This is a genomic window from Nonomuraea roseola (assembly GCF_039535395.1).
Taxonomy (GTDB): domain Bacteria; phylum Actinomycetota; class Actinomycetes; order Streptosporangiales; family Streptosporangiaceae; genus Nonomuraea; species Nonomuraea roseola.
In genome coordinates this window covers 3198959-3213481 of sequence record NZ_BAAAXC010000015.1, presented here as the reverse complement: position 1 = coordinate 3213481, position 14523 = coordinate 3198959, and the positions used below count along the sequence as shown (strand labels likewise).

Annotated in this window: 7 protein-coding genes; 3 read left to right on the top strand and 4 right to left on the bottom strand. The window is 70.7% G+C overall.

What is annotated here, in order from left to right; translation table 11 throughout:
- Positions 1–27: 27 nt before the first annotated feature.
- From ABFX55_RS38645 to ABFX55_RS38635, 3 genes are read left to right on the top strand one after another with little or no spacing between them, the layout of a single operon-like run.
- Positions 28–10830: a WXG100-like domain-containing protein gene (locus ABFX55_RS38645; protein ID WP_346128104.1), complete on the top strand. Its 10803-nt coding sequence runs from the start codon at positions 28–30 to the stop codon at positions 10828–10830.
- Between the two features lie 36 nt (positions 10831–10866).
- Positions 10867–11394, top strand: a complete 528-nt coding sequence (locus ABFX55_RS38640) for a hypothetical protein (protein ID WP_346128103.1) — start codon at positions 10867–10869, stop codon at positions 11392–11394.
- Positions 11387–11980 (top strand): hypothetical protein, encoded by a 594-nt coding sequence (locus ABFX55_RS38635; protein ID WP_346128102.1) that lies wholly within the window; start codon positions 11387–11389, stop codon positions 11978–11980. Before ABFX55_RS38640 ends, ABFX55_RS38635 begins: the two co-directional genes overlap by 8 nt.
- A gap of 79 nt (positions 11981–12059) precedes the next feature.
- Here the strand turns inward: ABFX55_RS38635 and ABFX55_RS38630 are convergent, their stop codons facing one another.
- From ABFX55_RS38630 to ABFX55_RS38615, 4 genes are all read right to left on the bottom strand, one after another.
- Positions 12060–12614 carry a DUF3995 domain-containing protein gene (locus tag ABFX55_RS38630; protein ID WP_346128100.1) on the bottom strand — a complete coding sequence of 185 codons (555 nt, stop codon included), beginning with the start codon at positions 12612–12614 and terminating at the stop codon, positions 12060–12062.
- A complete protein-coding gene (locus ABFX55_RS38625; RefSeq protein WP_346128099.1) occupies positions 12601–13053 on the bottom strand; it encodes a hypothetical protein in 453 nt (150 codons plus the stop codon). The genes ABFX55_RS38630 and ABFX55_RS38625 overlap by 14 nt, the downstream gene beginning before the upstream one ends.
- Positions 13054–13175: 122 nt before the next feature.
- Positions 13176–13937 carry an alpha/beta fold hydrolase gene (locus ABFX55_RS38620; protein WP_346128098.1) on the bottom strand — a complete coding sequence of 254 codons (762 nt, stop codon included), beginning with the start codon at positions 13935–13937 and terminating at the stop codon, positions 13176–13178.
- On the bottom strand, positions 13931–14518 hold the full coding sequence (locus tag ABFX55_RS38615; protein ID WP_346128097.1) for a TetR/AcrR family transcriptional regulator: 588 nt from the start codon (positions 14516–14518) through the stop codon (positions 13931–13933). Before ABFX55_RS38615 ends, ABFX55_RS38620 begins: the two co-directional genes overlap by 7 nt.
- Positions 14519–14523 lie beyond the last annotated feature (5 nt).

Below are 14523 nucleotides of genomic sequence, written 5' to 3'. Positions count from 1 at the left end.
CACACGGTCGGGTCAGAACGGGGCTGCGTGGCCACGAACACGAATGCGGAAACGGTGGTGCAGGCCCCGGAAGAGGCCGTCGCCGTCGCCGTCGTCATCGACAGAGACGTGGTTCCCGCATGGGAGATGAGCGGCCTGCCGGACTTCGTGAACTACGTCGTGATTCCGCTGTTGGCGGCGGGCGAGAAGTGGCCGCTGGCCAGCGAGAGCCAGCTGTCGGCCCTTGCGCGCGCCTGGGAGTCCCTCGCCAACGGCATCACGCCGCACACCGAACCCGCGGCTGAGGCCGTCCACTCCATCGTCACAGGCATACAGGCGCCTTCCACGGCCGAGTTCCTCGGCAGGGTAAAGAACCTCTACAGCGGCCCCGGCGGCGTGGTGGCGGTGCAGCAGGGCGCGAAGTCGTACGCCACCAAGGCCAGCAACTTCGCCGTCCAGACGCAGTACTCCAAGCTCTCCATCAACGTGGCGTTCTGGATCACGGTCATCGCCATCGCCATCTGGATGCTGACCGCCTTCTTCACCGCGGGCTCGACCACCACCTTCATCGGTCCCTACGCCGCGGCGGCGCGCGCGGCCATCCATCGCATCCTGGTCAGGCTGGCCGCGCTGGCGGGAAGGCCGGCCGGGACCGTCGGCCTGGCCAGAGCCACCACCCTGAGCGGCACGAGCCACTTCCTCCCCCGCCTGATCCCGTTCGCCAAGGAGATCGTCGAGGAGGCCGGCGAAGAGGGCGTCATGGACTGGATCGCCCAGGGCCAGCAGATCGAGATGGGCACCAGGAAGGAGCGGGACACCAAGATGACCAAGGCCGCGCTGCTCGGCGGCGCGGCCGGCGGCGCGATGGGCATGGTGCTCTCTGGACCCATCTCCCGCATGACCAGAACGGTGCCCGGCTTCACCGGCAGGGCGCTGACCACGATGCTCAGCAACATGGCCGCCTCCCCCTTCGGCAGCTTCGTCGCCAACGCGGTGGTGTACGACCAGATCAGCAACCCGTTCTCGGCCGAATCCCTGACCGGCGCCGCGTTCGGCGCCCTTGGCCGGATGAAGTCGATCAGCCCCACCAACGTGGACGTCTGGCTGACGCCTTTCAGACCGTTCACGGCGCTCGCCACAGCCAACGACCTGGCCAGCGCCGCGGACGCCGCCCGGGCGGGTGGTGGTACGGGCGGCGGACCCTCCTCCCCCGGCTCCCCCGACCCAGGCAGTCCCGACGGCCCGGACTCCCCCTCGTCACCCCCAGGGCCGGCTCCCGCCCAGGGGACACCCGGCTCGGGCGGCCCCACCTCGCAGACGACCAGGCAGGGCACGGGGCAGACCACCCAGGAACCCGGCGAGGCGAGCAGGCCCGCAGGGCAGAGTGACCCTGGCACCACGGGATCCCGGCGCGGCTCGTCGACCAACGGCGGCCCCACGATCGCTCCCACTCCCGACGAGATCGGGGAGCAGGAGGAGGAGCAGCAGGGCCGGCGGGGGTCGTCCGGCGAGGCCGCCACCACCCCGGTCTCCCCCACGACGCCTGGCGAGGCCACGCCCAGGCCTGGGTCCACGCCTCCCGCCGCCTCCGGCCAGCAGACCTCCTCCACCACCGCGGGCGACCCCGCAACGACGGGCGACCCGAGCACCACGGGCGAGGCCACCTCCCCGGGCGAGGCCGGCACGACGGGCGACGGGACCGTCCAGGGCGAGGCGGGCACCGGGCGGAACACAGGCGAGGCGCAGACCACGCCGGGCGAGACGTCCACCGGTGACCCGTCGGCCGACGAGAACGGTGACGCGGCGACCGGCGAGAGCGGCCCCGGCAGTGAGGCGGACCCCGGCATCATGGACCCGTCACGGTCCGAGGTCTCGCCGGGCGCCCCCGCCGCCGCGGACACAGGTCACACGCCCGACACCGAGCTCTCCCAGGGCGCCGCGGCCGTCTACGCCGCGAGGGCCAGGGACGCCGTCTCCGCCGCGCTCCTCGATGGGCACCCGAACGCCGTCCTCATGCCCGACGGCAGCCTGATCGTCCCCCTCTCCGGCGGGGACGCCGTCCTGCCCGCCTCCACCGTCGAGCGGGTGCGGCACAAGCTCCAGGAACGGGCCAAGAACACCGACGACGTGACCCTGCGCGCCGAAGCGAACGTCATGCTCGAAGTGGAACTGGCGGCCGAGACAGCGCAGGACGAGTTCGCCGACTTCCTGGCGAGCACCCAGCCCGCCGGCCTGCGCGGCCACGGCGCGCTGCGGTACGCGCTGAGCAGGCTGGCGCCCACCGCCCTCGAGCAGAGCGACGGCAGCCTGCGCGTGTCCGACGCCAGGGGTGACTACCTGATCACCGCGGACCTCGTCGGCCGCCTCCGCCTGGCGCTCGAGGCCTCGGCCCGTGCCGGCAGCGACCCGACGGCGATGCGGGTCCAGGCGCTGGCCGCGCTGGCCGAAATCATGGCGTTCAGTGCGGAGAGCGCGCCGCTCCCGCCGCCCGTCACCAGCCGCCCAGGTACGGTCACCACCGCCCCGGTCGTGGGCACGAGGTTCGTCCCTGGACGTTCTGACGGTTCGACCCTCTCCGACGAGGAGGTACGTGCCGCCGTCGACGACCTCCTGGCCGGCGACATCCTCGACGGGGGCGTGCGCGGCTGGCGCTGGTCCGACGACGGCACGACGCTGGTGGTGGACACCACCGCCCACGGCCGCCAGAGCTTCACACCCAGCCACGCCGCCCTCAGCCGCCACGTGATGGGCAGCACGAAGATCGCGGGAGGTCCCAACGGCGAGCACCTGGTCACGTTCAACTCGGCCGCCCCCACTGACCAGGTCGCGCGGATCTGGCTGCGCCAGATCACCGACGTCCTGCAGAGGCTGAGCGCCCCGGAGCCACAGGGCGTCATCCGCACGGCGCTTCGCGCAGGCAGGCGACAGACGGTCAACGAGAACGTGACCGGCCTGCTGAACGAGCACGCCCACCTCTCGCGCAGGTGGAACGAGACGCCGCAGTCGCGCGAGCGTCAGGAGATCCGCGTCGACCTGGACGGTGTGGCCCGTGAGCTGCGCGCACTGGGACAGATCCCGCCACCGCCGCCCTGGGCCCCGACCACACCGACCAGGGACACCCACACGCCCGACGCGTTGACCGTCGACGCGACCGACAGCGCTGTGAGGGAGGTGATCGCCGCCCTCCACAAGGCCGAGGCCGAGCTCTCCAAGCAGATCAAGAGCAAGCAGGACAGCGCGGAGCAGGCCGGCAAGGACGCGGCCGCGGCCAAGGACAAGCAGAAGAAGCAGAGCGACATGAAGGACAAGGGCCGCGAGACACGCGCCGCCCAGGAGGAGCAGAACATCGAGAAGCACCTCGCCAAGCAGGCGAGGGACCTGCGGATCGCGGAGGCGTACCAGGCCGCTCTGGACAAGGCGAAGGAGACGCGGTCGGCCTACGAGGCGGTCCTCGCCACCATGGACATCGCGAACACGGAGTCGGGCGTGCCGTCCGGCACGGCGGCAGCGGCCGCGCGCAACTCGCTGCGCCTGGCGGGTGAGTTGCACGCCGAGTACCAGAAGGCGGTGAAGCAGGCGCTGCCGCAGGCGATCACTCTGTCCTCGGCCCTCCCGACCGCCACGCTGCCGCACCTGTCCAAGCTGACCGACTCCCTCAACGAGCTTCTGGCCAAACACGGTGTGAACCAGCGGTTCACCCCCAGCGAGCTGAACCACATCCTCCGCGCCGACTTCCGCATGGTCGTCTCGGAGGACGGCATGGTGATGCGGGTCGGCCACGGCGACAGGTCCGCCGAGCTCAAGATCAAGCTGGAGCTCTCCGACCTGGTCGAGATTCTCGACCCCGAAGTAAAAGCCTCCGAGATCATGCTGGGCACCATGCCGCAGGGCGGCAGGACGGGCAGGGGAACGCACGCGGGCAGCATCGGCTTCAACGGGTCGCACAAGCCCGCCACCCTCTTCGCACCCGAGGGACTCGGTACCGCCCTGCTCGAGGGGGTCGGCAGTCAGTGGGCCCCCGCCTGGCACGCCTTCCTGACCGCGGCCGACGTCGAGTTCGCCGCCTCCATGGGCCGGGGCTGGTCCCGTGACGGCAGCGCGGCCGAGTTCGCCCTGGGCGGGGCGGTGGAGGACAACAGGGGCGAGTCGATGCTGTTCGACGCCGCCGCCACCTGGAGGGTGCAGATCAGGACCGCGAGGACCGACGGCTGGCAGGACGGCGTCACGATCAGCTCGGGCAACCCGGAGGACGCGGCCTCCCAGCGCATCTGGGTCGCCCACAGCTACGCCGACCAGCCCTCCAAGGTCACGGAGACCCTCGACCCTTCGAAGCGATCCGACAAGGCCATGCCCGAGGGCGTCGTCAGCACCATGACCGGGCTGCACGATCTGGCGGACAGGGCCATGGCCAGGCTGGGCGAGAGTCGCACCGAGCTCGGGACCGTCGCGAGGGACCAGCTCCGGACCATGATCACGGAGGAGATGCCGAGCAGGCTCAACGAGGTGATCACCCGGGTCATCACCGATGAGACCGGCAGGCAGGTCGCCACGGTGACGGCGAGGTCCAGGATCAAGGTGACCTCCGCCGTCATGATCGGAGGGCGCAGCGCCGACCACTGGATGGAGCGGCTGCGCATCGCCTTCTCCGCTGCCGCCGGTGGTGGCGGGTACAACGGTTCTCTCGGTGGGTCGGTCAGCGCGTCGCTCGCCGCCCTCCTCGGCTTCGGGCTGAAGCTGAAGGGCGGGCGTGGAGTCTCCAGGTCAGCTTCAGGGTTCGTGAACGACCAGGCGATCCACCCGAGCGTCCATCGCGTCACCGATCCCACCCAGGGCTACCAGGTCGAGGTGGAGACCGAGGTCGTGATCCAGCCCGTCGGCGACACGCGGCCGCTGCGGGCGGTCAAGGGCAAGCACGAGGCGCTGATAAGGCTGCCCGAACAGGACGCCTTCGACATCGGCCTGCCGGTCGCGCGGGAGGCGCTGGTCACGGACAAGGACGGCAACCTCGTGCTGGACGCCGAGGGCGTCCCCCAGTTCAAGGTCGACTCGCTCACGGACCCGCCTGCCGGCCGAAAGGCGGAGCTCCCGGTGTTCCTGGGCGACGAGGAATGGCAGATGAAGGGCGCTGGGCCTGCCCTGGTCCAACGCATCAAGGGCATGGGCAACGTCGCGCAGCAGGTGGTGGCCAAGCTCGGTGCGCTCGGCGTGGTCCCCACCTTCACCCCGGACGGCCCGCAGTTCTCGAGCAACGAGCAGGAGCGGGCCACCCAGGTGTCGAACCTGCGCCAGGTGCTCGAGCAACTCACGCCCGAGCGACTGGAGGCCGGCTACGACCAGGCGGCGCAGGGCGGCATCTCGATCGACCTGGCCCGCTACAAGGCCAACGGGAAGCCTGAGCACTACACGGTGCGGATCAAGGTCGAGCAGGATTTCAAGAACGCGAAGTATCTCCGGCGCAAACGAGGACTGGCCGTGGTCAACCTCGACATCGGCTCCGACACCGGGGGGCGCGCCGGCAGCCGGACGTGGAACGTCAACGGTGAAGCTTCGAACGGTGATCTCAAGGTTGCCCCAGAGGAGGGCGAGGACGGATTCAAGGCCGAGGCCGGTCTTTCGGCCAAGGGCGCTCTGTCGCAGACCGCCGGTTCGAGCAGCGCCACGACGTTCAACCGCGTGGCACTGGTGGAGAGCGACGGCGAGGTCGCGCTCTTCACGGTTCCTCACGAGGTGACCGTGGAGATCATCCGCGACGGAGTGGTCGTGGGCTCACCGGTGAAGGCGAAGGGACGCGCCCAGCTGGTGTTCTCGACCGAACTGCTCCCTCGGGCCGACGGGCAGGCCAGGACGGAGCACAAGATCAGCAAGGAGACGATCGCGAAGCTGCTCCCGTTCGCGACGACGGTCCACACGGACGCGTCCGGCGTGCTCAAGGCCGGTTCGCAGGTCGCACCCACCCTCATGGAAGCCGGCGCTCTCTCCTCCCACCATCTCACCGCCGCCGCCAATGTGCGCGGCCTCCTCGCACACATGGAATGGCTCCTGAACCAGTACGCGACAGGGCTGGCCGTCCTGCCCCAGGGGCCGCAGCCGACGGTGGGCGGGCTGGCGATCTCCGGCGAGTTCCTCTCGGGCAAGGTTCTGGACATCGCGAAGCTGGTGTTCGGCGACATCGGTCTCGCACTGGCCAGCGCGGGAATCTCGGTCAGCGGCAACTGGAGCCACGGGTTCGGCGTGTCCCCCAGCATGGCTGACCTCGACGACGACGGGAAGTCGAGCGACGGCGCCTCCGGTGGCTACTCCCGTTCGGCCAACAGGTCCGTGGGGGCGAGCGTCCTCGACATCTACGGCGTCGAGCTGCTCACCATCCTGCTGGGCGGCCACTACCCGATCGTCACGGAGACCGAGTTCACGGTCTCAGGGACCGAGGGCACACCCAACCCCCTGGCGCCGGGCACCGTCTCCGCCGGCGAGCCCCAGCAGCAGCGCGTGAAGGCCTACAGCCTCATGTTCGTCCCCGAATATCACATGTTGCGGATGTACGCCGAGGGTGAGCGGACCCTGTCACTGGCGGACGTGGGTGACGCGGTGGAGAGGTTCGTCAACGGAAATCTCACTCTCGACCGGTCCCTCGCGACCTCGCTGCTCCAGCAGTACCTGGCCGATCTGAAGAAGGCGCGCGACGCGGGTGAGGACGTCACTTTCGCCGACGAGCACACGCCGCAGGCACTGAGGGAGGCGTTGAGCAAGGTCGAAGGCCTGGAGAACATCGCGAAGGAGACCGACCACAAGGGCCGGACCCCAGAGGAGATGCTCGACCGCGCGCTGAGCCGTGCGCAGCAGGTGACGGACGAGCTGAGCGACGTCGAGGTGGCCCCGCATTACGTGGGCAAGATGGGGCTCAGCGGGGTGGAGTCCCTCACCCTGACGGAGCCAGACACCGCCCAGGAGGGCGACAACAAGCCGGCCGTCGCGATGCTGGACGCGGTTCGCGGCGCCATCGACGAGGTCGCGCCTGGAACGCTCGCCGACCCTGTGCTCAGCCGCAGCATCAGCGGCGACTTCGCGATCGACCGCCTCGAGGGGCAGCTCGACGCCATGCTCAGCGAACAGGGATTCTCCAAGGGCTACCCGACGGTGGTCGATCCGGAGACGGGCCGCGCCGAGCTGGTCGTCGTCCGCGCACGGCTGGAGCCGAAGGGCCCGCCCGAAAGGGCCAAGCTGATCGGCCACAACTCGGAGGCAGGCCTCATCCGGCAGCTCTACGGCTACCTGGAAACGGCGATGTCCCGCTCCTTCGGCTCCTCCCACGGCTTCAACGTGGAAGGTTCGAGCAGCGACGCGACGGACGGCGGCAGGCTGGGGCTCAGCACCGACAGGTCACGCTCCTTCTTCGCGGGCGTAACCAAGCAGCTCACCCGGATGCAGCGCTTCAGCATGTTCGGCGGCCTCGATCGGGTGCAGCAGGAGTTCACCCTGAACATCACGGTGGAGACCGTCCCGCTCAGGTCGGGCACGGTCAGGTCGGCCACTCGGCGCAAGGTGGACCTGGTCAGGGGCAGGCCCCGGCGCTCTGTTCCCGTCACCCTCGACGCCACGATGGTCAGGCTGCTGCCGAAGGGCATGACCAAGCACAGGATCGAGGGAGAGAGCGACCCCGTGCCGGCCGTGACGGACCCTCGGCGCGTCCAGCTGCCCGAGAAGATCATGGTGAGCTCGGTCGGAGATCACCCGAATCATCGACGTAGCCTTCACGATGCGGTCCTCGACCTCATCGACAAGCACTCCCCTCAGCCGCTCAGCCCGGAGGAGAGGCTGGAGGTCGCGTCCAGGCTCTCGCCCAACTCGATCGCCAGCCGCTTCCCCCATCTGGCCGGAGAGGGCGGCTTCGACCTGATCCGCCGCGCCTACAAGGGCCTTCTCAACCAGGGCGAGGACGTTCGGGTCGAGGCTCATCTCTCGGACATGCAGGTGCTCACCACCCCGTTCGAGGCGGAGCTCGGCGAGGTCCACAGGGACATGACCACCACAAGTCAGGGGGTCGGCCGTGGCCATATCCTCCCCCTCGGCGTCTCCGGGGGTCACTCCGACGCGAGCAGTGGACTCTCAGGTGGAGCCTCGGTCGGAGAGCAGGCCTCCGAAGGCATCACCGACGTCGGCGGGCGCAGGATCGAGGCCAGCGAGTTCATGAGGGGCAAGGTGGTGCTCGTCCGCTTCCGCGTGGACTACGACCTGACCCATCAACGCGTGGCGCGCCTTCCCGACGGCAACACGAAGCCGGTCGGCGACGCGGTCAGGGAGCAGTCCGCCGCCACCGGGACGATAGACGTGGCCATGTTCGAAGCCGACCTCAAGATGATCCAGGCCAGGCAGGAGCTGGGGCACGGCGTCCGCTGGGACTTCGACAACGACGGCACGCCGAGGTTCCGCTTCGTTCCGAAGGTCGGCGAGGTGGGCCTGGCGCAGCAGCTCGCCACCGCCAGGGCCGAGGCCAGGGACAAGGGCGAGCTCGCCTTCGTGAGCGTCACGGAGCACGGCAAGAAGTACAGCTTCCTGGCGGCCCCGGACGGCTCGCTGCACAGCCTTCAGCCCGACGGCGGCTTCGCGCAGGAACTCGCCACGCTGCCGCCCGCCGTTCTCGACGCGGCCATGGACCCCCGCGTCGACCTGCACACGATCTTCATGGACTCGCTGGTGCCCGGCACCTTCACCGACCGGGTGAAGGCAGCGCTGGCGGACCTGGGCATCGACATCCCACCGGGCCCTCCCGTGTGGGAGGTCCCGGTCGCCTCGACCGAGGATGCAGGCAACGCGGGCCAGGCGGCCACCTCGCCCGCGGCCGTGGGGGCCGCCCCTGCGGGCAGCGCCGGCGTGACGTCGCCCGCGCTGCCCGGCACCCCCTTCGACGCGCACGCCAGGCCGGCGGACCAGCCCCTGACCATGTCGGAGGTGGTCGGCCAGGACGTCGTGCCCGAGGACTTCGGCGGCGCGGCTCCCAGGCTGACCTGGACGAACGCGGAAGGCGTACCGATCACCCCGGAGACCGCGGGCGATGTGGGCGACCACGCGATCCTGATCGTGTCGCAGGCGGACGGCGACCAGTACATGCGCGTGGCGGTGGCCGAGCCCGGCGACGGGCTGCTCGGCCTCACCGATCTTCGCTCGGGCACACCCGACGACCCGCACCTCACCTGGATCGCCCCGGGAACCGGCCCGCTCGTGCTCTCGTCGGTCCTGGTGCACGAGATCTCACATGTCGCCCAGTCGGGCGCGGCGGCTTCCGCGGGAGCGCCCCAGGGTGTCGTGAGAGCCGCGCTGTCCGAGTCCGAGCAGGCGGAGGGCACCGATCTCTGCCTCGTCCCGCGCCTCAACGAGCACAAGCATCTGTCGCGCAAGTGGCAGGAGGCGGGCGACCAGGCCACACAGCTCGGCCTCGCCGACGCCATCGACGCGATCGCCGCGGACATCACCGAGCGCGGGCACACCCCGCCCGTACCTCCCTGGGGCTCAGGGCCGAGAGCGGCGCAGGCGGCGCCGGAAAGGATCTCCATCGCTCAGCTGCTCGGACCGGGGGAGCCTTCGACCGGCGGCAACCGAGCGGTCGGCGCGCTGTCGACCAAACCGAAGGCGCTCCAGCGGCTCGCGAGGGCCGCCGGGGTGACGGAGATCGCGCCGACCGATCAGCCGCACGTGTTCACGGTCAGCACGGGCGAGTCCGCCTTCACGGTCGTGCTGACCGAGACGGCCGCCCCCAGCTCCTTCCCGAGCGGGAGGGATCTGGCGATCGGTGTCTCGTACGGCGCCAACCCGATGAGCGCGGAAGCAGACACCGCCGGCATGATCGCGGGGCACGTCGCCCAGACGGCGGGCCGTCCACCTGGCAGCCTGATGCGGCCGGGCTCCGCACCCACGGACCTCCTGGCGGAAACACCCGTCTTCGGTGTCGACGACGCCGTGAAGTTCGCCAGACTCCGCAGTCTCGCCGACACGCTCAGCGAGGCCTCGCTCCTCATGCGCCCCGAGGTCGACGCCTACTTCAGAGCCGAGATCGAGGCCGCCGGGCTGGCCCCGGGGACCCAGGGGGCGACGGCCAGGCTGCTGGCCGCCGCCAGAGCGGGCCAGCTGTCCCCCGGCCACGTCGAGGCGATCCAGGGATCGTCCTTCACGCTGCCCGAACTCGCGACGGCGCAGGCGGTGGACAGGGTGGCCACCACCATGGAGGTCGGGATCCGCCGCCACGGCAAGGGCCTGTTCGACCTCCTGCCGCCCGGCAGGCCGCCGGTGCCCGTCCACCTCGTGGCCGGCGGCCAGGGCGGCGCGTCGATCAGGGACGGCGTGCTCGTCTACGAGATCGACAGCCGCCTCTCGATCGGCGCCAACGAGCGGGCCGTGGCCTCGGCAGTGGCCGGAGCCCTGGCCGAGGCGCTCGGCAAGCCTCGTACGCCCACGGTCCTGTCCGGCGACCCGAACGCCGCAGAGCTGGCCGTGAGCGACTACCGCGCACTCGCCGAGTTCAGCGAAGCCGTACGGCAGGTGGCCACGGCCACGCGGCAGCAGCGAACGAGCAGGGTGCGCGTCGCCGAGGAGATCGCCCAGCGGCTGGGGCTGACCGGCACCAGGACCGGGGGCCCCGGGTACGCGGTGAACGACACCTTCCACGAGCAACTGGTCGAGCTGGCACACGGCCGGCGCCACACCAGCCGGCTGCACGACTTCCTGGAGCGCGGTCGCCAGCTCAGCAACACCACAGGAGGCTGGTTCCCTCCCGAGGAGGAGGACGAGAAGCACAAGGACAGGAAGAAGGACGAGAACGAAGGCGGGACGGCACCCGCCGGCGCCCAGAAGGCGGTCTGATCAGGCATGATGGGCACTCCCGAGGAGAGGACGGCTATGGCGTTCGCGGTCGCACGGACAAGGGACGAGGCGCATCTCTACCTCGACCTGCATCCGTGCAAGCGATGCGGTTCGGTGGAGACGACCTGGGACAGGGCGCTGGTCAGCGTGAACGGAGAGCTCGCCGAGCGCTACGCGGGCGCCTGTGAGGACTGCGGGGCCGCCAGGGAGTTCCTGTTCGGCCTGCCCCAGAAGCCGGTCATGCCCGTGGGGTACCCCACGTTCGGCGGCCAGGAGCCTTCCGAGCTCGTCGACGCGGGCGAATGGCTGTGGGTGGCGGACCTGAGCGCGGGCAACGTGCCGACCGGCGACAGCAAGGAGGCGCACCGCACGCTGTCGGTGGCCGCCGCGGCGGTCGATGAGGTCGTCAAGTTCATCCCGCCAGGTGAGGAGGAGGTTCCCGACGACGGGTTCTGGTCCGAGCGCGGACGGCAGATGCGTACGGCCGAACCCGGACGCTTCCATCTGGACCGGCTACTGATCGTCCGCGACACCTATCGTGACCTCGCGGCGCGTCATGTCTGACTTCCTCGACGGCTCGTCCTGGCCGGAGGCGCCCTACGGCGAGGGGTCTGCCCGCTCGCTCGTCGAGGCCTATGTCCACCTCGACCTGGCCGTGCTCGGCGAGCGGCCCGGCGCGGCCGAGCGTGCCGTCAGGACCGAGGAGGAGGACGGCTGGCGGGTCAGGCTCGACGACGCCGAGGTGTTCGTCCCCTACGAGGCGGAACTCGAGGCTCGGAGGGAGGAGCTGACGTTCGGCTCGGGTCTCTCCCAACTGATCGACCCGGGCCAGTGGGTGCTGCTGGGTGCCACGTACGCGCGCAGGGCGATCGACGCGGCGCTCTTCTTCGCCGCCGACCCCGCCTCCGACGACGAGTACACGGCCATCGTGACGGACTGGCGCTTCGCCGCCGACGCGGTCGCCGAGGCGCTGAAGTTCCTGCCGGACGGCGCCGACCGGCTGCCGGCCGGCTTCTTCTGGACCGACCTGGGCAGGGCGGCGTTCGAGCGCGAGCCTGCGCGGTTCACGCAGGCCAGGATGGAAGACGACCTGGCCTTCTACCGCAAGGGCCTCGACGACTTCGTGCGCCTGCACGCCGAACCCGAATGACTCCCAGCTGGTCCACTGGCCTCCGCGCGGGTTCGTCCTCCTCGAGGCCGGCCTCGGCCGCTTCGGGCCGGAGGAGAAGTCAGCCGCGGTGGCGGCCGAGCGCGTCCTGACGTTCTTTCGCTGAGGCGTGCGGGCCGCGCCGGGTCAGCCGCCATCCGGCCGTGGCCCAGCACACCCCCCAGAGCAGGAAGAACGGCGACCACAGCAACAGGTCCCAGCGCGCCAGGGTGCGGGCCAGCGCGGCGTGCTCCACCGGCGGCGGGCGGACCCCCGTCAGCACCAGCGCGTCGCCGACGAAGCCGAACCCCACCACCCCGATCGACCGGGCGATCATGAAGATCCCCAGCGTCCAGGTGATCGTGAGCAGCAGCCGGCGCGGGACTCTCGCGCCCCAGGGCCGTACGGTGGCCAGCGCGACGAGGACGCCGACCACAGCGGCTCCGGCCAGCACCCAGTGGCTCGCCACGAACAAGGGGTCACGGGCGAGCAGCTGCTCGCGCAGATGCGGGGGCAGCGGGTCCTTGTCGGCCAGCGCGTTGGCTCCCAGCGCCTGGGCGAGCTTCATCGAACCGTAGGCCGCGGCGCACGCCGCCGCCCCGTACGCGCCTGCCCGCGCCCGATCAGTGCGCGACACGTCTCGTCGCCGTCGCGTAGGACCGGATCATCTCCAGGAACAGCGCGATCACCAGGATTCCGAGGACTCCGTGGTACCACTGCCAGCCCACACCGATGCCGACGAACGCGTCCAGGATCATGATCCCCGCGCCGCCGCCGACGGCCAGCAGCATCCCGGCCAGCACGAGCAGCATCAACGTTCTCGGCACCCTGCGCCCCAGCGCCGTGACCGTGGCGATGGCGACGCACGCGCCCACCACGCCTGACGCGGTCGCGAACCACTGTGCGGTGGCCGCGTCCATGAAGTAGCTTCCGGTCTCGGCGGCCGACACGGGCGGACCGCCGGGAAATCCGAGCCGGGCCTGCAGGGCGAAGGCGGCCTTCCCCGCGGCGTAGCCGAGGAACAGCACCGCCACCGCGTAGGCAGGCCAGCGCCGTGGGCGATCAGAATCAACCATGACTGCGACGGTAGAGACCGGACGCCGGGCAGCACTCCCCCTGGGAGGGGAAGAGCCTCCCCTCCCAGGGGGAGCGGGCCGACGCATCCGTTCACGACCACAGCGGCGGCGCGAGGGTCTGATCAGCCGCGTTTCAGGAACGCCAGCGTGTCGCGGGCGAAGCGCTTGTCGGTGAACGTGCGGCTGTGGCCGCGGCCCTGGTAGACGATCAGCCGCGCGTCGGGGATGCCCTCGACCGTCTGCCTGGCGAGCTCCACCGGGTAGACGACGTCCTCGCCGCCCTGGACCAGCAGCGTGGGGGCCCTGATGTCGCGCAGCCGTCCGCGAAGGTCGAAGCCGTCCTCCGCGTTGAGCATGGTGACGGCGTCGGTGTGGTCGGCGCCTCCGCCGTCGGACAGCCACAACAGGCCCGCCAGCAGCCGCCTGCCGATCGCCGACTCGGTGACCACCTCGGCCAGCGCGGGGCTGGGCCGCTTCCCCTGTCGCGCGCGTTCGATGTAGGCGCGTTGGGCCCGTCTGCCGACGGGGCCCAGGGTGGCTGCCGTCCCTCCGAGCGCCAGTCGGTCGACGAGGTGGGGATGGTCGGCGGCCAGTTGCAGGGCGACGGACCCGCCGGTGGAGATGGCCAGCACCTTCACCGGGTCCTCGAACGCCGCCTCGATCGCTCCGGCGTAGACGGCGGCGAGCTCGGCCATCGTCGTGGCCGGCGGCAGCCCTGGCGGCCGGATGACGACGTGCACGGTGAAGTGTTCGGCGAACGGCCTCAGCATCCGCGTCATGGACCAGCGCGCCGCCCCTTCGGGGTCGGCCGCCCGCGGTGTGTAGAGCAGGACGACCAGCGGCGGCCCCTGCCCGATGGACAGGTGCGGCAGGCCGTTCAGCATGAGGCCATCCCTTCGGTCACCGCGTCGATCAGGCGCTCCATCACCGCGGGGTAGAGGTCGGCGCCCAGATGGCCGGCGTGCAGCGGAGTCAGCAGAACCGCCCTGAGCACGCCGAGCTGCACGTGAGGGTCTCCGTCCAGCCGTTCGCCGAGGAAGGCCACCAGGTCGGCCATCGGGCCGCCCGCCGCCGCGGCCATCCGCTCGGGGGTGAGCCTGGCGGCGACCGCCTCCATCTCCTCGGGGTGGGACATCAGCCGCCGGTAGAGCGGATTGGTGTCGAGTTCGCGGACGGTGGCCCTCAGGAAGCGGCGCAGCGCGTCACGGGTGTCCGCGCCCTGGTGCAGCCCTTCGCCGATGACCCGTCGGCGAACCTCCTCGTTCTGCCTTAGCGCCGCCTCGAAGTAGAGGTCCTCCTTGCAGGTGAAGAAGGCGTAGAACGAGGTCTTGGCGATGCCGGCAGGGGCGGTCAGCTCGTCGAGGGAGGTCTTGCGCAGGCCCTGCGTGGAGAACAGGCGGGTCGCGGTGTCGAGCAGCTGCTCGGTGATCCGCGCCCGCTCCGCTTCGGAGAACGCCGGTGGCATCCTAT